The sequence below is a fragment of the Brevibacillus sp. NRS-1366 genome, from assembly GCF_050467985.1.
In genome coordinates, this window is the sequence record NZ_JBITPN010000059.1 from 25,821 (window position 1) to 45,903 (window position 20,083).

Annotated in this window: 18 protein-coding genes and 1 riboswitch; of the genes, 14 read left to right on the top strand and 4 right to left on the bottom strand. The window is 49.0% G+C overall.

Annotated elements, in window-relative coordinates; genetic code table 11:
- Window positions 1–4: 4 nt before the first annotated feature.
- The gene (locus ACIFQN_RS32290) at window positions 5–1,159 is read right to left on the bottom strand and encodes a M20 metallopeptidase family protein (protein ID WP_429837155.1); all 1,155 of its coding nucleotides are present in this window, start codon (window positions 1,157–1,159) and stop codon (window positions 5–7) included.
- A 201-nt stretch (window positions 1,160–1,360) separates the two neighbouring features.
- Here ACIFQN_RS32290 and ACIFQN_RS32295 point away from each other — a divergent pair, with 201 nt between their 5' ends.
- Both ACIFQN_RS32295 and ACIFQN_RS32300 read left to right on the top strand, forming a co-directional pair.
- Window positions 1,361–2,596 carry a MerR family transcriptional regulator gene (locus ACIFQN_RS32295; RefSeq protein WP_429837156.1) on the top strand — a complete coding sequence of 412 codons (1,236 nt, stop codon included), beginning with the start codon at window positions 1,361–1,363 and terminating at the stop codon, window positions 2,594–2,596.
- 324 nt (window positions 2,597–2,920) lie between these two features.
- The gene (locus tag ACIFQN_RS32300) at window positions 2,921–3,691 is read left to right on the top strand and encodes a 3-hydroxyacyl-CoA dehydrogenase (RefSeq protein WP_429837157.1); all 771 of its coding nucleotides are present in this window, start codon (window positions 2,921–2,923) and stop codon (window positions 3,689–3,691) included.
- 65 nt (window positions 3,692–3,756) lie between these two features.
- On the opposite strand, the gene ACIFQN_RS32305 is transcribed toward ACIFQN_RS32300, so the two are convergent.
- Window positions 3,757–6,360 (bottom strand): LuxR C-terminal-related transcriptional regulator, encoded by a 2,604-nt coding sequence (locus ACIFQN_RS32305; protein WP_429837158.1) that lies wholly within the window; start codon window positions 6,358–6,360, stop codon window positions 3,757–3,759.
- Between the two features lie 150 nt (window positions 6,361–6,510).
- Complete coding sequence (locus ACIFQN_RS32310; RefSeq protein ID WP_429837159.1) at window positions 6,511–7,176, bottom strand: MBL fold metallo-hydrolase; 666 nt, start codon at window positions 7,174–7,176, stop codon at window positions 6,511–6,513.
- Window positions 7,177–7,528: 352 nt separating this feature from the next.
- Here ACIFQN_RS32310 and ACIFQN_RS32315 point away from each other — a divergent pair, with 352 nt between their 5' ends.
- The 9 genes from ACIFQN_RS32315 (at window position 7,529) to thpD (ending at window position 15,274) form a co-directional block, all read left to right on the top strand.
- The gene (locus tag ACIFQN_RS32315; RefSeq protein ID WP_429837232.1) at window positions 7,529–8,518 is read left to right on the top strand and encodes a CapA family protein; all 990 of its coding nucleotides are present in this window, start codon (window positions 7,529–7,531) and stop codon (window positions 8,516–8,518) included.
- A gap of 250 nt (window positions 8,519–8,768) precedes the next feature.
- Window positions 8,769–8,904: riboswitch (cyclic di-AMP (ydaO/yuaA leader) on the top strand.
- A gap of 243 nt (window positions 8,905–9,147) precedes the next feature.
- Window positions 9,148–10,029, top strand: a complete 882-nt coding sequence (gene ehuB, locus ACIFQN_RS32320) for an ectoine/hydroxyectoine ABC transporter substrate-binding protein EhuB (protein ID WP_429837160.1) — start codon at window positions 9,148–9,150, stop codon at window positions 10,027–10,029.
- A gap of 13 nt (window positions 10,030–10,042) precedes the next feature.
- Complete coding sequence (gene ehuC, locus ACIFQN_RS32325) at window positions 10,043–10,684, top strand: ectoine/hydroxyectoine ABC transporter permease subunit EhuC (protein WP_429837161.1); 642 nt, start codon at window positions 10,043–10,045, stop codon at window positions 10,682–10,684.
- 5 nt (window positions 10,685–10,689) lie between these two features.
- The gene (gene ehuD / locus ACIFQN_RS32330) at window positions 10,690–11,340 is read left to right on the top strand and encodes an ectoine/hydroxyectoine ABC transporter permease subunit EhuD (protein WP_429837162.1); all 651 of its coding nucleotides are present in this window, start codon (window positions 10,690–10,692) and stop codon (window positions 11,338–11,340) included.
- A 15-nt stretch (window positions 11,341–11,355) separates the two neighbouring features.
- Entirely contained in the window at window positions 11,356–12,144 is a 789-nt protein-coding gene (ehuA, locus tag ACIFQN_RS32335) for an ectoine/hydroxyectoine ABC transporter ATP-binding protein EhuA (RefSeq protein ID WP_429837163.1), read from the top strand.
- 18 nt (window positions 12,145–12,162) lie between these two features.
- Window positions 12,163–12,672 carry a diaminobutyrate acetyltransferase gene (gene ectA, locus ACIFQN_RS32340; protein ID WP_429837164.1) on the top strand — a complete coding sequence of 170 codons (510 nt, stop codon included), beginning with the start codon at window positions 12,163–12,165 and terminating at the stop codon, window positions 12,670–12,672.
- A gap of 11 nt (window positions 12,673–12,683) precedes the next feature.
- Window positions 12,684–13,991, top strand: coding sequence for a diaminobutyrate--2-oxoglutarate transaminase (gene ectB / locus ACIFQN_RS32345; protein ID WP_429837165.1), 1,308 nt, complete (start codon window positions 12,684–12,686; stop codon window positions 13,989–13,991).
- The gene (locus tag ACIFQN_RS32350; protein ID WP_429837166.1) at window positions 13,988–14,371 is read left to right on the top strand and encodes an ectoine synthase; all 384 of its coding nucleotides are present in this window, start codon (window positions 13,988–13,990) and stop codon (window positions 14,369–14,371) included. Before ectB ends, ACIFQN_RS32350 begins: the two co-directional genes overlap by 4 nt.
- A 27-nt stretch (window positions 14,372–14,398) precedes the next feature.
- On the top strand, window positions 14,399–15,274 hold the full coding sequence (gene thpD, locus ACIFQN_RS32355; RefSeq protein WP_429837167.1) for an ectoine hydroxylase: 876 nt from the start codon (window positions 14,399–14,401) through the stop codon (window positions 15,272–15,274).
- Window positions 15,275–15,390: 116 nt separating this feature from the next.
- Here thpD and ACIFQN_RS32360 read toward each other — a convergent pair whose 3' ends face one another.
- Window positions 15,391–15,807, bottom strand: coding sequence for a GNAT family N-acetyltransferase (locus tag ACIFQN_RS32360; protein WP_429837168.1), 417 nt, complete (start codon window positions 15,805–15,807; stop codon window positions 15,391–15,393).
- A 121-nt stretch (window positions 15,808–15,928) separates the two neighbouring features.
- Here ACIFQN_RS32360 and ACIFQN_RS32365 point away from each other — a divergent pair, with 121 nt between their 5' ends.
- From ACIFQN_RS32365 to ACIFQN_RS32375, 3 genes are all read left to right on the top strand, one after another.
- Entirely contained in the window at window positions 15,929–17,314 is a 1,386-nt protein-coding gene (locus ACIFQN_RS32365) for a PLP-dependent aminotransferase family protein (RefSeq protein WP_429837169.1), read from the top strand.
- Window positions 17,315–17,571: 257 nt separating this feature from the next.
- Window positions 17,572–18,363, top strand: coding sequence for an SDR family oxidoreductase (locus ACIFQN_RS32370; RefSeq protein WP_429837170.1), 792 nt, complete (start codon window positions 17,572–17,574; stop codon window positions 18,361–18,363).
- A gap of 22 nt (window positions 18,364–18,385) precedes the next feature.
- Complete coding sequence (locus tag ACIFQN_RS32375; protein WP_429837171.1) at window positions 18,386–20,074, top strand: thiamine pyrophosphate-binding protein; 1,689 nt, start codon at window positions 18,386–18,388, stop codon at window positions 20,072–20,074.
- Window positions 20,075–20,083: the final 9 nt, after the last annotated feature.

The following is a 20,083-nucleotide window of genomic DNA, read 5'->3' on the forward strand; positions in this document are numbered from 1 at the left end:
TCCTTTAAGATTCAAAATGCTGTATCAATTCAAGAAATAAGCGGATGGCGGTTGGAATCGCCTCTTCATCAATATCGAATTGGGGATGGTGGTGAGGATACATGCTTTTTTCTCCACCCATTCCGACGAAGAGATAAATGCCTGGCTTTTTCTCTAAATAATAAGAGAAGTCTTCAGAACCCATCATCGGTCCGATCGGCAGAAGCATTTCCTGACCAAATCCAGAAGCGATGACTTGTTCTGCATACTGAGCGAGCTTTTTGTCGTTAATGACAGGCGGGGCACCCCAGCCGAACTCTACGGAGCCTTTTGCCAAGTAGCTCGAACAAATTCCTTGGACCAAGCGGGTCATTTCATCCACGATCAAGGCACGAGTCTTATGGGACAAGGTCCGTATCGTACCCCCGATAGTAGCTTCATGAGGAATGACGTTGTAGGCTGCGCCTGCCTCCAATTTGCCAACAGAGATGACGGCTGGCTCCAAAGGGTCAAGTCTCCTGCTAACGATGGATTGCAGAGCAAAAATGATATGACTGGCAATATAAGTGGGATCAACGGTGTCCTGTGGCATGGAACCGTGGCCGCCCTTGCCTTCGATGTGGATGGTGAAATCGTCTGCGGCAGACATGATAGCGCCTTCACAAACACCGATTTTTCCGAGTGGGAGGCTTTGCATGAGATGCAGTCCGAAAACCACATCGGCCTCCTCGATCGCTCCTTCTTGTACCAGGGCCTGGGCACCACTGGGCAATGCTTCTTCTGAGGATTGGAAAAGAAAGAGGATGTTGTGCCTGCACGCCTCGCGATGCTCGGAAAGCCATTTGGCGACAGCGAGGAGAATGGCTGTGTGTCCATCGTGACCGCACATATGAGCGACACCGGGAATTTTGGATTGGTAGCTTTTCTCTCCTTGCTCCATGATTGGCAGAGCATCAATATCGGCGCGCACCGCAATCGTTTTTGCGCCTTCTGTTCCTTTCAAATAGCCGACAATATTGGGGGGACAAAAATCCAGTACCTCAATATTCAGCTCTTCCAGGCAGTTGCGGATATAGGAACATGTTTCGAATTCCTGACCAGACAATTCCGGATATTGGTGCAAGTGGCGCCGATGTGCAATCGCCCAATCGGCTAAATCCTGTGATACAATCGTATGCATAGAAATACCTCCAGAGATAAATATATAAAATAGAATATTTTGACAAATGATATTATTTTCATTTTTCTATTCTTGATGTGGTTTAGTGTAAACAGTCGAGGTAACTAGAGGTCAATAGATGAATCTAAAGCTTTTTGTAAAAAAAGTAGAGTTAGCTCCAGTTTTTGCGGTACAGGAATGTTAAACGCGTGGGAGGTTAGCATGAAGATAGGAGCGTTTGCCAAGCAGTTTGATGTTTCTATTGATACAGTCCGTTACTATATTGATTTGGGGCTTTTGGTGCCGGATAAGCAAAAAACGCAGTATCAAATGAACCAGACCTGTAAAGAAGACATGGCCTTCATTGCGGAGCTGAAGCAATTGCATTTTTCTTTGCAGGAAATTCATAAGATTCTGTCCTATAAGCGAATTACTCATTTTACAGAAGAGAATGACATCCATTACTTCGTGAATCTGCTGACGGAGAAGAAGGCCAAATTGGCTGAGGAGCATAATCAAATCGCCCAAACGATCCAGCGAATCGACCAAATCATCGCAAAAACGCAGAAATCACAGGTGAAGGATTCGGGGAAAGGGATGCCGCTGTCTTTTGTTCCGTACTTATATTGTCCGAGCTGTCGCGTCCCATTGAAGATGACGGATGCTTCCATCCAACAGACAAGTGTATACGATGGAAAGCTCGCTTGCCAGTGCGGCTATGAAGCGGAGCTTGCTGAGGGGATCTTGATCACGAGAAATGTCACGACCTCTCCTTACCATTCCTGCATTTACGATGAAGAAATTATTAAGGAGTGGAGCCCGAATCTCATCAGTTTGGCTGAAAAAAGCAGCTTGTCCATGTACAAGGAGCTGACTCGCCACAATTTAGCACAAAAGCTGATTGTAGAAACGAATGTCGATATCTTTCTATTTTTAACCAAATATTTGCCCCTTCTCAGTGAGGATGTGAACTACGTCTTCTGCGGACACTCGTTCGAAATGATGAAACGGCTGAAAAAACGAGTGGAGTATTCCTGCCCGGATGCAACCGTCTTATATATCGTGAATAGCGATCTGCAGTTGCCGTTACGCCCGGAATCCATTGATTTTTTTATCGACAGCTTTTCCTTCAATCAATTCTCTTTATTGAATAAGCAGCTTCCTTGCCAAATTCTTGCCCCCTATTTGCATGAGGAATCGAAGATCTTGGGAGCGTACATGTTCTTTCAACCGTCCTCGAAATCGTTGAAAAGGATTCAGGAATTGTATCCGGATCCACACCCGAAAGCGTACGCGCTTGGCTATCTGGAGGAAAATATGGACGGTTTGGATGCAAAGCGTTTTCAGAAAGAACATGTAGGCCAGACGGACAATCCCGGAAGCTACTTTATTTATCATACCGAGCATGAAATGGCCCATTTGTATTCATATCAGTACGCTTATAAGGAGCGCGTCTAAGTAGGGATGGCGATCAACCGAAGCGAAAGAAAACTGTCCTCGTTCCGGACGAAAATGTGTGTAAACTGTCTTTTATCATTCAAAGCCAGACACCGCTTTTGCCCCGGTGGCCACGAAACACAAGGGGTCTTTCGCTGGTATCCGAATTGCATTTCTTTTTTCTGACGTGTAGGAAAGGTTAATTACTTCATAGTGGGAAAGCATCCTTGCATACACTTTCCAAAGCGCATAAAAAATTTCCGCTAAAACGCGGTCGCTCCGCCGTGGGCAGGCTTCGAAAAAGGTTATGAAAAATGCGGATTTTACCGAAAGGAGAGAATGGCCGTGGAGATTCGAGATGTAGTTGCCATCGTGACAGGTGGAGCCTCCGGATTAGGGGAAGCCACTGTGAGAAATGTGGTAGGACATGGAGGAAGAGTAGCCATTCTTGATCTGGCGGAGGAAAAGGGGCGGGGATTGGCACAGGAGCTGGGACGTGATCATTCTCTGTTTATCCCAACGGACGTGACGAGTGAAGCGAGCGTCCGTGAAGCGATTGATCTGGCCACAGGAGCATTTGGGACGATTCATGCCGCTATTAACTGTGCAGGGATCGGCCTTGCGCAAAAGACGCTTTCCCGAAACGGTCCGCATCATTTGGAAGCCTTCACCAAAGTAATCACGGTCAATTTGATTGGCACGTTCAATGTCATCCGTATGGCAGTAGAGCAGATGGCAGGCAATGAGCCGAATAAAAAAGGGGAGCGAGGGGTGGTCATCAATACAGCTTCGGTAGCTGCGTTTGACGGTCAGGTAGGTCAGGCAGCATATAGCGCCTCCAAGGGAGGGATTGTCGGAATGACACTTCCGCTTGCACGTGATTTGGCGCCATATGGCATCCGGGTGATGACAATTGCGCCAGGACTGTTTGACACCCCTTTATTTGATAAACTGCCCAGGTCCGTAAAAGATGCGTTGGGAGCGACTGTTCCCTTTCCATCCCGACTTGGCGACCCGCAAGAGTTCGCAATGCTTGTGAATAGCATCATTTCAAATTCAATGTTAAATGGTGAGACGATCCGGTTGGATGGAGCGATTCGCATGCAGCCGAAGTAATAACAAAAGAGCCCTGTTTCCACAAAGGGCTCTTTCCTTTTGCCATTTTTATGGCGCAAACGGAATCATTCCTTTTCCACCAAAGAAATTTCTTGCGCTTTTAAGACAGCTTGCGTCCGATTGGTTACCCCGAGTTTACCGTAGATTCGATGCAGGTACACCTTGACCGTGCCCAGTGTATTGCCCAGCTCTTCCGCAATATGTTTGTTGGAAGCGCCTTGTGCCAGCATGGAGAGAATGATCATTTCTTTTCCAGTCAAAGGCTCAATCAAAAGGGAGGAAGCATCCGCCATTTTGTTACGGCTTCTCTTGGGGAAAAGGGAAAGGAGCTGCTTCAAATATGCCACAGACACATGGGGAGTTAGCTTTTGCACCCGCCCTCTGCTACGTTCGGTGTAGGCCAGTAACAAGTGAGACATGGCAAGCCCATGATCCACGAAGCTGCGAATATAGCCGTTCGCCTCCCCAATGACGAGCGCTTCGTGTAGATGGGCCAATGCCTCTGGTTTATTGCCAAGCTGTTGATGAGCCAGTGCTTGCAAAATAGCGATATCCACCTGACTGGTCAGCAGTCCCTCTCGCAGGGCTACAGAACTTAGGATATGTAAAATCCGAAGAGCATCCTGCTCCTGTTGCTTTGCCAGTTGCATGCGAACAAAGGTGAGCAGCTCCAGCTCCTTGTGGATTGTCGGCTGGCTCAATAAAGTGAGTGGCAGCGTGGCTAGTGCAGATTCTGCTTCGGAAAGGTCTCCTTCGAGCAGGGCAATCTGTGCTAGAAACGCACGCAAAGGTTGCAGCCAAAAAGCAGCCGACCAGTGTTGGATCGTTTCTATTGCTTGCTCGATGAGGTTCCGAGCAGCTGTGGTCTCTTTGTTTACCAGCATGATTTTTGCCTGGGTCAGAGTATAGGGTACAAAGAGGCCTGGAATCCGCTCACGGCGGGACACATGCTCTACCTGTTTCAGCAGCTCGGTGCTTTCCTCTAACTGGTTGCGCTCGTAATATCCCTCTGCCATCGCTTGGACGACGTACATGTTCATCAAAGATTCCTGCCAGCCATGCGCTGTGAGAATTTCGATGAATTGTTTGCCGACGCTCTCGGTTTGCAGGGAAAGCATTCCCTTTAATCCAAATGCTGTCCGTCTAATAAAGGGCTCAGTGGTATTGTAGTTAAAATGATAAAAAACGGGATTTTCCGGCAATTTGTGATTGAGCTCAGAGGAGCCGGCTACCCACGTATCAAATTCACGATTTGCAAAAAATAGATTGGCTTTTACGAACAAGAGGCCGCTTAAAAATTGGAGCTGCTCGTCAGATACATCCATCGCAGCGCATTGTTCTTCCAAGCGCAACAGAGATTCACGAGCGCGGTTTGTTTGACCGCAAGCAATCAAAATAAAGGCGTGGAGCAGAGAGAGCATAGGCGTCAGCACATCGGACGGCTCTGGAAAGCTGTCCAGCCAACGCAGCAGCGTGGAAAACTCCCCGCGTTGGACCAATAGAGGGATGTGCCCCTCCAACAAGTGTGCAGCAAGACCGTACTCAGTCGCTGCAAGGGCATGATCAATGGCCTCGTCGTAAAATCCCCGGTTCGCAAAGCATTCACTGGCGAGCCTGTGGAGCGCAAACGATTTTTTTGGGTCCAGCTGATGAAGCTGTCTCCGCAAAAAATCCGTAAATAGTTGATGGTAACGGTACCAGTTTTGATAATCATCCAAGGGAATCAGGAAAATATTTTGAGCGTAGATGCTATCCAGCATTTGTTGGCTATTCGATTGTCCTGTCAGAGTGTTGCATGATTCGGCATCCATCCGGGACAAGACACAAGTCAGCAATAAAAAACGCTGGGTATCCACAGGAAGCCGGAGCCATACCTCATGCAGCAAATATTCCGAGATATTTCGATGGGAGCCTGTAAAGTTTTTGAAAAACTGATCAGGGCTCGACGAATTCGCAAGAGAGATGGCAGCCAATTGCAGCCCGGCTACCCATCCCTCTGTACAGCCCCTCAACTGTTCTATTTGCTGTGCGGAAAGGGAGAGCTTGTGAACTTCACGGTAAAAGTTCACGGTTTCCTCCTGATTAAATAAGAGCTGTGCGGCATCCAGATGACAGGCCTCATTGCGCAATATCCATTTTGACGTGGAAAAAGGCAGCTTGGTCCGGCTGGCTATATAGAGATGAACATTGTTTGGCAAGTATTCAATAAAGTAGCAAATACTCGCGTGAATCGATTCTTCTGTTATCACATGGTAATCGTCGAGTATGATCGCCAAATGCTGGTCTGTGATCGTCAACTCATTGAGGAGGGAGTCAATGCATGTATAGATAGAGGTGTGCGTGGTAGCCTCCATTGACGGCTCCATCCGCTTTGCTAGCTGAGGGAGCAAGGAGTCTGACAATGTAGCGATTATATATCTCCAAAAGCGTATCAAGTCATTATCCTTTTCATCGAGCGAAAGCCAGGAGGCAAGTGGCTGGTGCAAATGGGCCCATTGACTGAGCAAAGTAGTCTTCCCGTACCCCGCGGGAGCGGACAAGGTGGTCAGTTTGCCATTCAATCCGTCATCCAACAGTCGTTGCAGCTGAATTCTTTCTACACTGTGGGAATGAACCGAGGGCATGGTTGTTTTGGTTTTTAACATGATGGAATGCTCGGAGCGAAACATGGTTCCTCCTTTCACCTGTGGATCTATTTATATACCTTCCTATTATACTTGTTTTTGGCAACATTCGACATTTGAAATGTTGACATCCTATTAGCTGGTTTAGAGTAACAACATCGTTTCACCAAAAGATAAACTGCTGAAACTTTAACTTTATAATCCTTGGCTAAGTCCTACTATCTGATCATTAACATTTACATTACTTAATCCCCCGTGATAACAAACCACGGATGCAATGTCGAGGTCTACATACTTTTTTAAAGAGAGGCGAGCTGCATTCATATCCGGAGTGGTCGGGGCATGAATTCCCCCGAGAATGCCGTTTACACTGTACATCGAATCCCCGGCAATGAGAGTCTTACTTTGCTTTAAATAAAGGCTGATATGACCGGGAGTATGCCCAGGAGTATGGATGACGCGAATCCCGCCGCAAAACGGCAGTTCCTGACCGTCAATCAAGGTATCGTCCACTCTGCCTTTCGGGGGATTCTCAAGGTGCCCGTCTTTTAAAAGCGGTATCTCCCCTTGAATATACGGCTTATCCAGTTCGTGTGCATAAACTTTAACATGATTACCACACTCCTGCAAAATCTCAGGAAGACTGCCTATATGATCCACATCCTGATGCGTCAAAATCACAACTTTTAGTTTGTCGAACGACACTTCTACCTTTTCCATGGCCACGCGTAAATCTTCAATTTGCCCTGGGAATCCTGTGTCTATTAAAACAGCCATTTCTTGATCCCACAAAAGAATTGGGTGAATAATATTCCCATGAAAATCTAGATGAAGCATTTCTACTCCCTTTGAAATTTTCATAATATCGGGCCTCCGTAAAACGATTTTTTTACGCAAAACAATATTATTATGTGGGTTTAGTTGTTGTCAACATCTTCTCTATAAATCGCTCGACATAACAGTTTCACTAGATCTACCAATAGATTGGCGTTTTGCACGCAAAGTTTGCTATTTTTCACTTGCCCGTCGGTTTTCCACGATAAATAACCGATGCCCCAAGACATGCTTCAACAGGCTTCACACTCGTTGCCCGCTAGAATGGTGCATAGAAAGAGGGGACGAGGGAGGTGTATGGGAGATCGGACGTGTAAACAAGGTAGTTTCCCTACTGGCAGTCAGCATTCTTTTGGCCACAATAAGCGCAAGTCCGGCTATGGTCCGGGCAAACAGCGGCAGCGCAGAAGAGGAGAACGTAGATACGGGGGAGTCAATTAAAGTGGCGTTTGTAGGGGATATCATCATGGACAAAAGCGTAGGGGGGCAGATCAGTCGAAACGGCGTAGATTATCCGTTCCAAAAAACAGCAGACTTTCTCAAGCGAGCGGACCTGACGATTGGCAACCTAGAGACGTCCGTCAGTACGAGAGGAAAGCCTGAGAAAAAGGAGTTTACGTACAGATCCAAGCCAGAAACATTGAAAGGACTGGTACATGCGGGATTTGATGTCGTAAACCTCGCGAACAACCACAGTCTCGACTATGGCATGGAAGCCTTGTTCGATACGATGCACCATTTAGATCAGGAGAAGATCGGGTATGTCGGAGCGGGCAAAAACGAAGAAGAAGCATTTGCGCCTTATATTCAAACGATCATGGGGAAACGCGTAGCTGTCATTGGCCTCAGCCATGTACTCCCCAACCGCCAATGGTTTGCAGGCAAAAATAAGCCGGGATTGGCACACGCTTACTCGTACGAACCGATGCTTTCGTATGTAAGGAAAGCGGTAGAACAATCCGATATCACGATAGCGGTGATGCACTGGAATTTAGAGTACAAAGATTTTCCTGAACCGTATGCCCGCGAGATGGCACGCAAGCTGATCGACAACGGAGTAGACGCGATCGTAGGCTCCCATAGTCATTCTGTAATGGGCGTCGAATTTTATAGAAACGTGCCGATTTACTACAGCGTAGGCAACTTCGTCTTCACGACCTCCTACAATCCAAAAGGGAGAGAAGCGATGATGGTCGAATTAACGTTCACAGAGAGTGAAACAAAATCACGCGTCATCCCTGTGAAAATAACGAGCGGACAGCCCGCTCCAATGGATAGACAAAACCGAAAGCGCATGGTCGATAAATTGAACCGGATTTCTTACCAGGCAAGCATCAGAGAGGACGGCGAAGTAAGCAGGAAAAAGTAGGGAGGCGAGATATTCGCCTCTCCATTTTTTTGCATATGATTCACCTGATTATGTTTAATCAGAATGGACAAGGTAGGATATGGAAGGATGTTTTTGGATAGCAATGGTAATTACGGTTAACTGCATCTGAGCGGTCCTGAGGGGCGAAAACCAAGGATTTTACAGGGTGAGCAAGTGAAAGTGGCTATGTTAGTATAAACCCCGTGTTAACCATAATGATTCGTGAGAGGAGACCAAGATACCACCACTAACCGAATAAGGGCCTAGTTCCGCTCATGGCGGAAGCGGGGGAACCATCTACTAGGGGTTAATTCTGTGTATGCAGAAGGGGTGCTAAACTGCCATCCTACCCGTCAGCTAACCTCGTCGGCTAAAGCAGAGTAATCATACATCAGTTGCATGTCATCGCATGTTGCAAGTATCGGGTACCCATTTCTTTGAAGGGAATGGAGAATGTCCCGTTCTATTTGACATGCCTACTAACGAGAAAGCAGTCGACGCATTTTGCTTAGCCGCCAGGGAAGGCCCTCCTGGAGCTGGAAGCGATGTGTCGACTTTTTTTCTACCATTCTTAAAAAAAGAGAGGAGCAAGGGAGATGAAAAAGAGGAACGTACTGAGGTGGGGGAGCATGGCGATCATGTTGTGCGCCCTGCTGCTGGGAGGCTGCGGGTCGGGAACACAGGAAGCCCAGCCAGCCACAGGCGAGGATGCTGCGCGGGTGAGTCAGAATACTCTGGAAAGATCCAAGAGCCAAGGGTTTGTCACGGTAGGGTTCGCCAATGAAAAGCCGTATGCGTACGCGACGCCAGATGGAAAACTGACAGGAGAAGCGGTGGAGGTAGCTCGAGTGATCCTGAAGCGGATGGGAATCAACGAGATGAACGGGGTGCTCACCGAATTCGGCTCTCTTATCCCCGGACTGAAGGCCAAGCGCTTTGATATGATCACTGCCGGGATGTACATCACCCCAAAACGAGCGCAGGAGGTTACTTTTGCCAATCCAGAATACAGCATCGGGGAGGCGATCGCCGTCAAGAGTGGCAATCCGTTGAATCTGAAAAGCTATAAAGACATTGCGACCAATCCGCAGGCAAAAGTAGCTGTCATGAGCGGCGGCATCGAAATGGAATATCTGGAAAAATCGGGTGTCAAAAAGGAACAGATGGTGCTTGTTCCAGATCAGCCTTCTGCCGTTGCTGCTCTGCAGGCAGGTAGAGCGGACGCGATCACGATGACAGGTCCATCTCTGCAGTCCGTGCTGGAGAGTGCCAAAGACGACAAGCTGGAGAGAGTGATGGATTTTGTACAGCCGGAAATTGACGGGAAGAGCGTACGCGGTTATGGGGCTGCGGCTTTCCGCAAAGAGGATGAGGCGTTTGTAAAAGCCTACAACGAAGAATTGCAAAAGCTGAAAGACTCAGGGGAGCTGTTGGAAATTTTGCAGCCTTTCGGTTTTACCGAGCAGGAGCTGCCGGGTGAGAAGACAGCAAGTGAGCTTTCGCAGCCGTAATGGAGGGGAAGCAATGAGTAATCTTTTGCCGCTTTTAGCAAAAGGAGCTGGTACAACTCTCCAGGTGACTGTCATGTCTGTACTCGTCGCTTTGCTCGTTTCCTTCCTGGCAGGGTTTGGCCGTCTCAGTCGTTTGCGCAGTGTTCGTATGTTGAGTACGGTTTACGTGGAGCTGTTTCGAGGTACCTCCCTTTTGGTGCAGTTATTTTGGTTGTTTTATGCACTGCCCCTATTGGGAATTGAGCTTCCTCCTTTGGCTGCAGGAGTGATCGCGCTAGGACTCAACTACGGTGCTTATGGATCAGAAGTGGTGCGTAGCTCCATTCAGTCGATTCCAAAAGGACAGACGGAAGCTTCGATTGCCTTGAATATGACGTCGTGGCAACGGATGAGGCTGGTCATTTTGCCCCAAGCCTTTGTCATGATGTTACCTGCATTCGGTAACCTGTTGATTGAATTATTAAAGGGGACATCCCTGATCTCTTTGATTACAATAGCGGACTTGACGTTCCAGGGGATGATTCTGCGTACAACCGATTCGTCCAGAACATTTGAAATATTCTGCTTGATTTTGATCATGTACTTTCTCATGGCGTATCCCATGACACTGGGGATGCGATGGCTTGAGAAACGCTTTTGTGCAGGGAGGGTGTAAGGAAAATGTGGAGCTGGTCTTTTACATGGAGTATTCTTCCTGCCATCCTGCAAGCCATTCAAACCACCATCGCAGCCACGGTCGCCGGTTTTTTGCTGGCCTTGATAGGGGGCTTGCTGCTTGCCTTCGGGCGCAGAGCGAAGAACCGTGCTCTCTCTTGGTCTGCAGCAGGGTTCATCGAATTTGTGCGCAGCACACCGCTCCTCGTGCAGCTGTACTTTCTCTTTTACGGTCTTCCGGCAGTAGGTATTTCGCTTAGTCCGTTTACGTCTGGTGTTCTGGGCCTGGGAGTTCATTACAGCTGCTATCTGTCAGAGGTATACCGATCCGGTATTGATGCTGTCCCCCGCGGACAGTGGGAAGCAGCGCGAGCACTCAACTTCTCCCGGGGCCAGACGTGGCTGCGCATCATTTTACCGCAAGCGATCCGCCCTGTGGTACCTGTGCTTGGCAACTACCTGATTGTTATGTTCAAGGAAACGCCCATTCTGTCAGCCATTACCTTGGTAGAGATGCTGGCGGCTGCCAAGATTATCGGTGCCGAATCGTTCCGCTATTTGGAGGCATTCACGCTGGTAGGACTTTTGTTCTTGCTGCTTAGCTACGTCTCTTCCGTTTTCATCAAAAAACTGGAGCTGACGTGGAACAAACAATAGTTGGAGGTGATCAGCATGAAAGCAAGCACGCAGACTGTTCCAGTCGTTCGTTACAGGAGCGTGAGCAAATCCTTTGGCGACCTGCAAATTTTAAGCGGAATCGACCTGGATATTCTTCCTGGAGAAAAAATTGCCGTCATTGGTCCGAGCGGTTCCGGGAAAACGACACTTGCACGCATATTGATGACGCTGGAAGAGCCGACTGAGGGGACGGTCGAGGTGGATGGTCAGCTTTTATGGCACAAAGAAGTAAGTGGCAGGCTGGTCAAGGCGGATGAGAAGCATCTTCACAGCATTCGTGGAAATATCGGGATGGTTTTCCAGCACTTCAACCTCTTCCCGCACATGACCATCCTGCGAAATGTCACAGAGGCGCCAATTCATGTCTTGGGCCTGAGCAAGGAGGAAGCAACGAAGAGAGCGGTGACGATTTTGGCAAAGGTAGGGCTGGAAGATAAATTGAATGCGTACCCTGCCCAGTTGTCAGGTGGCCAGAAGCAGCGAGTGGCGATTGCCCGTGCACTGGTGATGCGCCCGAAAGTGATGCTGTTCGACGAAGTGACGTCCGCGCTTGATCCGGAGCTGGTAGGAGAGGTGCTTGCTGTCATCAAGGAAATTGCCAGAGAGGGTGAGATGGCGATGCTGCTCATCACCCATGAAATGGATTTTGCCCGCGATGTTGCGGATCGCGTCATTTTTACGGACGGCGGTACGATTGTCGAGCAAGGTACCCCAGAGCAAATTTTTTATCATCCGCAGAGTCCGCGATTGCAGGCGTTTTTGAGCCGCTTCCGCGCGGGTTAGGGAAAGGAGGTGAAATCATTGAAAACGATCAGTGGGGAACGTCTCGTCCTGCGCAAGCCGAAGGAAGAAGATGGAGCAGATATGTGGAGGCTGGTTCGGGACTCGAAGATCCTTGACTTAAATTCAGCCTACGCGTATCTGTTGTTCGCCAAGTACTTTTCGGACACGTGCATCATCGCTGAAGCAAAAGGAGAAGCGATCGGCTTTGTCATCGGCTTTCATCCGCCAGATATGCCCGACACGCTCTTTGTGTGGCAGATTGGCGTAAGTGAAAATATGCGAGGCCAAGGAATCGCGAAAGAGATGATCCGCGCATTGCTCAAGCGGAAGCCTTTGAAAAGAGCACAGTATGTGGAGGCTACAGTCTCTCCCGCAAACAACGCCTCTCGTGCTATGTTCACCAAGCTTGCTCGCGAGTTTGGCACTGGTTGTGAAATAACGGAGTGTTTTCCCACCAGATTGTTTCCGGGAGGAGCATACGAGGAGGAATGGACGTACCGAATCGGTCCCATTCCTGCCATTTCCTAAGGAGGTTTTTCATGAAAACGATTGTAGAGACGAGATCACCCTTATCTGTTTTTGACCAGATGGAATCAGAAGTAAGGAGTTATTGCCGCAGCTTTCCTGTCGTCTTCACGAAAGCGAGCGGGCATACGGTCTGGGATCGCCAAGGAAAGGCGTATATCGACTTTTTTGCTGGGGCAGGCGCCCTTAATTACGGGCATAACAGCCCCGCGATCAAGAAAAAGCTGATCGAGTACCTGCAAAATGACGGCATTACGCACAGCCTGGATATGGCAACAGAAGCAAAAGAAGCGCTGTTGACCCAGTTTCACGAGATCATTCTCAAACCTAGAGGGCTCTCCTACAAAGTGATGTTCCCTGGTCCAACCGGAACAAACTCGGTAGAAGCGGCATTGAAGCTTGCCCGCAAAGCTACCGGGAGAGAGATGATCATGAGCTTTACGAACGGCTTTCATGGAATGACCCTTGGCTCTCTGGCGGCGACAGGGAACCGGATGAAAAGAAATGGAGCAGGCGTGCCGCTCTCACATGTTATAGCCCTGCCATTTGACAACTACATGGGCAAGGACATCAAGACAACAGATTATATCGAGCGGCTACTCGAAGACGATGGCAGCGGCGTACCTCTCCCCGCAGCTATGATCCTCGAAACCGTTCAAGGAGAAGGCGGCATCCATGTAGCAAGTGCATCGTGGTTGAAACAGATTGAGGCGATCTGCCAAAAGCACGACATCTTGTTGATTGTGGATGATGTGCAGGCGGGCTGCGGACGAACGGGTCCTTTCTTTAGCTTTGAAGAAGCGGGTATTACGCCTGACATTGTGTGCCTGTCCAAGTCAATCGGGGGATTCGGTCTGCCCTTTTCGCTTACGCTGCTTAGGCCAGAGCTGGACATCTGGCTACCTGGCGAGCATAACGGCACCTTCCGAGGAAATAATCTTGGGTTTATTGCTGCGGCCGAGGCATTGCAGTACTGGAAGGACCATGGCTTCAGCGAAGCGGTCAAGGAAAAGGGGGACCTCGTGCAAGGACACCTTTCACAACTAGTTCAGACGTATCCTGACCTGTCGGGAGAAGTGAGAGGGAAAGGTTTGATGCAAGGAATCGCTATCGGCGTGGATGGTTTGGCGGAAAAAATCTGCTCACAGGCATTTGAAAGAGGACTGATCATGGAGACCTCAGGACCAAAGAGCGAAGTGATGAAAGTGATGCCGCCTCTGACGATTACGAAAGAGGCTCTGAGAAAAGGACTGAACATTTTGGAAGAGTCCGTGAATGATTGTCTTGAAAGAGATTTTCTGAATAGGAGAGATGGGAAATGATTGTAAAACATTTGGAAGAAATCGTAGGGACGGTAGATGACATTGATACACCTACTTGGAGCAGCAGAAGATTGCTTCTCAAGCAGGATGGGATGGGGTTTTCCTTGCATGACACGATAATCAAGGCGGGAACCGAGACCTTCATTTGGTACAAAAACCATCTGGAAGCCGTCTATTGCATAGAAGGCGAGGGCGAAATCGAGGTAATTGGAGGTGAGACTTACCAGATAAAGCCAGGTATGATATACGCCTTGTCAGGGAATGAAAAGCACTACTTGCGTGCGCGAAGCCAGATGAGGATGGTGTGTGTGTTTAACCCTCCGCTGACAGGCCGCGAAATCCATGATGAAGAAGGCGTGTACCCGTTGCTTGAGGGATAACTTTTTACAAAGAGAGGAGCTGTCTGTATGAATCACTCAGATCGCTATCCTTCCCGTATAAATGAAAATCCATCCACTTTAAAACGGGTAGATCGCGTCGTTTATTGGAGTGACAAGACAAAAGAAGGGCCACTGACAAAGGATACTCTCTTGTCTTACGAGAAAAAAGGCTACCTGAGTCTACGGGGATTTTTCTCACCGGACGAAGTGCAGGAATTGCGAGATGAATTAACGAAGCTCTGGCAAGAAAATCGCGGTTCCACTCGCAAAGAGGTCATTTCCGAACCGCAAAGCAGGGAAGTCCGTTCTATCTTTGCTGTCCACCGTGACAATACCGTATTTCAAAATTTGTCCCGCCATCCGCGGTTGGTCTCCGTTGCTGAGCAGATTTTGGGAAGTGATGTTTACGTCCACCAATCTCGGATTAATTACAAGCATGGCTTTACGGGCAAAGAATTTTACTGGCACTCCGACTTCGAGACCTGGCACGTGGAGGACGGAATGCCTGGCATGAGGGCACTCAGTTGCTCAATTTCGTTGGAAGAAAACTATCATTATAATGGTCCGCTGCTGTTGTTGCCAGGCTCGCACCAAACATTTATCTCTTGCGTAGGACAGACACCAGAATCTCATTATGAGCAGTCATTGCGCAAGCAGGAGTATGGCGTACCTGATCAGGAGAACTTGAAAAGGATGGTAGAACAGCATGGAATCGATACGATGATCGGTCCTGCTGGAACAGTTGTCTTCTTTGATTGCAATACGATGCATGGATCCAATGGAAACATCACGCCGGTGCCGCGAAGCAACGTGTTTATGGTCTACAACAGTGTAGAAAATCGGTTGGTGGCGCCCTTCTCGGGTCAGGAGCCGAGACCGGATTATATTGCAACCAGAGATTAGGAGCTGGCTGTCTGTCAATAATCATCGGCAGGCAGCCTTACAAGTCGAGCGATAGCTTGTGTTATGTGGGTGGAGACCGGAGCATAGCATGGAAACAGGCTTCTCTCCACCACAGCCTATTTGCTATCCACCATTCTCCGCATCATTTCCCTCCGCTCAAACCCGTATTGCTCATACAACCCATGCGCATCCCGTGTCGCCAGTGTCATGTTTGTATGGCGGATCTGGGGATGTTCAACCATGACTTCCATCAGCCACTTTCCAAGCCCCAATCCGCGATGAGCAGGATCGATGTAAACATCACAAACCCAGGAGAACGTAGCGTAATCGCTAACCACTCGGACGAAGCCAGCCAGTCGATTTTCACCATAAAGCCCAAAGCAGAGGGAGTTCTCGATTCCTTTTACAATCATCTCTTTGGAGCGTTCGGACGCCCAGTATGTCGTCTGTAACCATCCACAAATCTGCTCCTTATCCAAAAGCTGCTTGTCATCACTGATCAGATAGGGCAATTCCTCATGTTTCCATTCCATCTGTAACCCTCCATTTTCTATTTACTACTTTGCTTACGATTCACTATACTGAAGGCACAAGCAGAGATAAACGGAGAAAATGCACATCTGTACCCACACAGATGGAAAGCGGGTGGAAGGGATGGAGAACAAATACGAGGTGGTAAAAAGCCAGATTAAGGAACAGCTTCTCGCTACGAAAATTAAGCCTGGCGAAAAACTGCCTTCGATTCGGGCGGCAGCGAAACGATGGACGTGCAGTGTGAATACGGCGATTCGTGCTTATCAGGAGCTGGAAAAAGAGCATTTGATTTACGCTGTTCCCAAAAGCGGCTACTACGCTGTGCTTCGTTCAGCCAGCAGTGCGCAAACAACGATAGAACGAATTGATTTTTCCGCAGCAAGTCCTGACCCCCAGGTTATGCCTTATAAAGATTTTCAGCATTGTCTAAACCGTGCGATTGAATTGTACGAAGATCAGCTTTTTGCTTATTCCGACCCGCAAGGATTCTTCTCCCTGCGCAGAGAGCTGGAAAAGCATCTGGCACATTCCCAGGTGTTCGCCGAGCCTTCCAACATTTGTGTCGTTTCCGGAGGGCAACAAGCCCTTCACTTGCTTGCCTCCATGCCGTTTCCAAATGGAAAAACGGCCGTTTTGGTAGAACAGCCTACGTTTCACGGGATGCTCCGTTCACTTGAACTGCTCGGGATTACGACTCTTGGCATAGAGCGAACCATGGACGGGATCGATTTGGACGAGCTGGAACGTCATTTCCGCAATAACCAGATCAAATTCTTTTATACCGTTCCACGCTTTCATAACCCTCTGGGCGCCTGCTATACGGAGGCCCAAAAAAAGGAGATTGCGAGACTCGCCAAGCGCTACGATGTATTTATACTAGAGGACGATTATTTAGCGGACATGGAGATTAGTGGAAAAACAGACCCGATTTACAGCTACGATCCATCCGGTCACGTCGTTTACGTCAAAAGCTTTTCCAAAATCATGCTGCCTGGATTGCGACTGGCTACGGTTGTTTTGCCTTCTTCTTTAATGGAGACCTTTCGTATGTTCAAAGCGTCGTGTGATTCTAGCACTTCCGTCCTGTCGCAGGCTGCCCTGGAGCTCTACTTCAAGTGCGGGATGTACGAGCATCATGCAGAAATGATTAGGGAACGCTACCGTTTGCGGATGGAGTGCCTCGCAGATGCCTGTCGCCGACATTTGCCACCAACGTTTCGCTTTGAAATTGGAAAGGCCGGTATTTTCTCGAGAACGTTGCTTCCAGAGTCGATCAATCCGAATGACCTGATTGCAGCGCTTCACCACCAGAATGTACGGATTACTTCGACGGATCAGAGCTATTTGCGAACGTTTAAACGAGACAATGGGCTGCGCGTCAGCATCATCCAGACAGATGCGGACCAGATTGAAAGAGGGATCGCCTTGCTTGCAGAGACAGCGGCAGCATTAGAGCAAAAACAAAAGAAAGAGGGATTGTGGCGCGTGACTGACTGGAGAGAATGATGGACTTGTGAATTATCGAAATCTTTAGTATTGACACGATAGTTGCAAAAAAACTAAAATAAATATAAGTTAAAAACATTGTTTTGTATATGAAACAATTCAAACGACGTATTTATCGTGAAGGGAGACTAGCACTATACAATCAAGACAATTGCTAGGGTTCTCTTTTTTTTTAATTGTTTTAGGAAACTTCGTTTTGTATATAAAACGAACGATCGAAAACAAACATGACAGAGGTTTAGGGAGGGTTGAAACAGATGGATCTGGGTCTGAAAAATAAAGTCGCAATCATTATGGGAGGAACATCTGGTGTAGGGCTGAAGGCAGCAGAGATGTTTTTGCAGGAGGGTGCACGGGTGGCAATCTGCGGACGCGATGAGAAGCGAATGCAGACCGCTTGCGAGACACTCGCCTCTTTTGCTCCTGCTGATCACCTGTTCACCGGGACCTGTGATGTAACCAACAAAGAGGATGTAAGCCGCTTTATTGATGGAGCAGCTGAAGCCTTTAGCGGTGTGGATATTCTCGTCAATGCGGCCGGCCAAAGTGTCATGGGTTACTTTTTTGACATTACTGACGAGCAGTGGAGACAACAAATCGATCTGAAGTACTTTGCGATCATCAACGCAGTTCGGTCGGTTCATCCTCATCTGCTGAAGCGGGGCGGCGGCCGGATCATCAATATTAATGCAACTCTGGCAAAAGAACCGGAGAGACACATGGTTGCAACAGCAGCGACCCGAGCAGGACTCTTGAATTTAAGCAAAACCTTGTCCCATGAATTGGCCCTGAGCAACATTTTGGTCAATTCGGTTAGCCTGGGATTGATTGCCACCGACCAATGGGAGCGCAGACGGTTGAAAAACGCACCAGAGATGGATCCACAGGAGTATTACAACGATTTGGCACAAAAGCGGGGCATTCCGCTTGGCCGTGTGGGTCAGCCCGAAGAGGTAGCAAGCGTCATCTTGTTCCTCGCATCCGAGCAGGCAAGCTATGTATCCGGTTCGACGATTGAAGTAGCGGGAGCTTTGGGAAAAGCGCTGTAATTGTGAAAAGGCGGGAGATAACATGACTACAAATATGCAAATGGAATTCACAACGGCAGATGCTGTTGTCTCGGAGCTCGTACGGGCCGGAGTAGAAGTTGTATTCGGAGTCGTCAGTATCCACAATATGCCCATCTATGATGCCCTGCTTTGCGAGGGAAGCATTCGCATTGTCTGCTCTCGCGGGGAAAGCGGCGCAGCCAATATGGCGGATGGCTATGCCAGATCAACGGGCAAGCTGGGCGTTGTCATCACCAGTACGGGTACAGGAGCAGGCAATGCCGCAGGTGCCTTGGTCGAAGCCTGGGCAGCGGGTGTGCCAGTCCTACATCTGACTGGCGAAGTCTCTTCGAAGTATCTGGGTACGGGCAGAGGCTATATTCACGAATGTAAAGATCAGCTTTCCATGATGGAGGGCTGCTGTAAAGAGGCGTACCGACTGCGCAGGCCTGAGCAGGCAGCTGCGATTGTACGACAGGCGATTCAGGTAGCGACCACGTCTCCGGCGGGTCCCGTATCCCTGGAGATACCGATTGATTTCCAATCAGCGATCGTTCCGAAAAGCCAGCTCGAAGCGATCCAAACGATTGCACCCGTTATGGAGGCAGCTCCTTTTATTCCGACCGAGGTAGGCAGACTTTTGGCTGTAGCACGGCGCCCAGTGATCTGGGCAGGCGGTGGCGTGATCTCAGCAGGCGCGTCCGCAGAGCTGACCAGGCTGGCGGAGCTTACCGGTGCAGCAGTTATCACCAGCCAGTCCGGAAAAGGCTCTATCCCGGAAGATCATCCACAATGCATCGGGCATTTTGCCGCTTATGAAGCGGTCAAAGAATTGCTGAAACAATCCGATCTGTTAATCAGTGTCGGCGTTCGCTTCCGCGGTAATGAAACGGCGAACTGGAAAGTGAGCGTACCTGAGACACATATCGGTATCGACGCAGACTACAGCGCCTTTAACCGAAACTACGAAATGACGCACGGTCTTTTAGGCGACGCCAAGTCCATCCTGCATGCTCTGAATGAAGGAATCAGCAAGCAAAAAGTCACGCCAGATGCCGGTTATGTAGAGGAAGTAACCTCTGTAAGGGAAAAAGTACGCGCCATTCTGCGTGAAACACTCGGACCGTATGAGGCGATCGTCGATGGCATGCGCCGCGTACTGCCGAAAGACGCGATTCTGGTACGTGACGTAACGGTGCCTGCCAACGTGTGGGGGAGCCGCCTGTTTGACATTTACGAGCCGCGCACCTCGATTCACGCTTCTGGTGGGGGAATTGGCCAGGGGTTGCCGACAGCGCTTGGTGCACAGCTGGGTCAGCAGGATCGAGTAGTGGTGCTGATGGCAGGCGATGGCGGCTACATGCTGAATATCGGGGAAATGCCGGTTGCTGTTCAAGAGAATCTTCCATTAATTGTTCTGTTGTTCGATGATGCGGGCTACGGTGTCCTGCGCAATATTCAGGATGCGGCATACGGGCGACGCGTAGCGGTCGACCTAGTGAGTCCCGACTTCGTAATGCTGGCAAAAGCGATGGGCTATGAAGCGAGTCGGATCGGTTCCCCGCAGGAATTCGTGGATATGCTGGAAGCAGCGGTTACGAGGAGAAAGCCAACGATGATCGTCATCGACATGAATGCTGTCGGACCGATGGCCAAGCCGTTTGGCGGCCCTCCAGGAGCGGCAGATGCATTCAAGCCGAAAAAAATCTAAAGGAGGCCA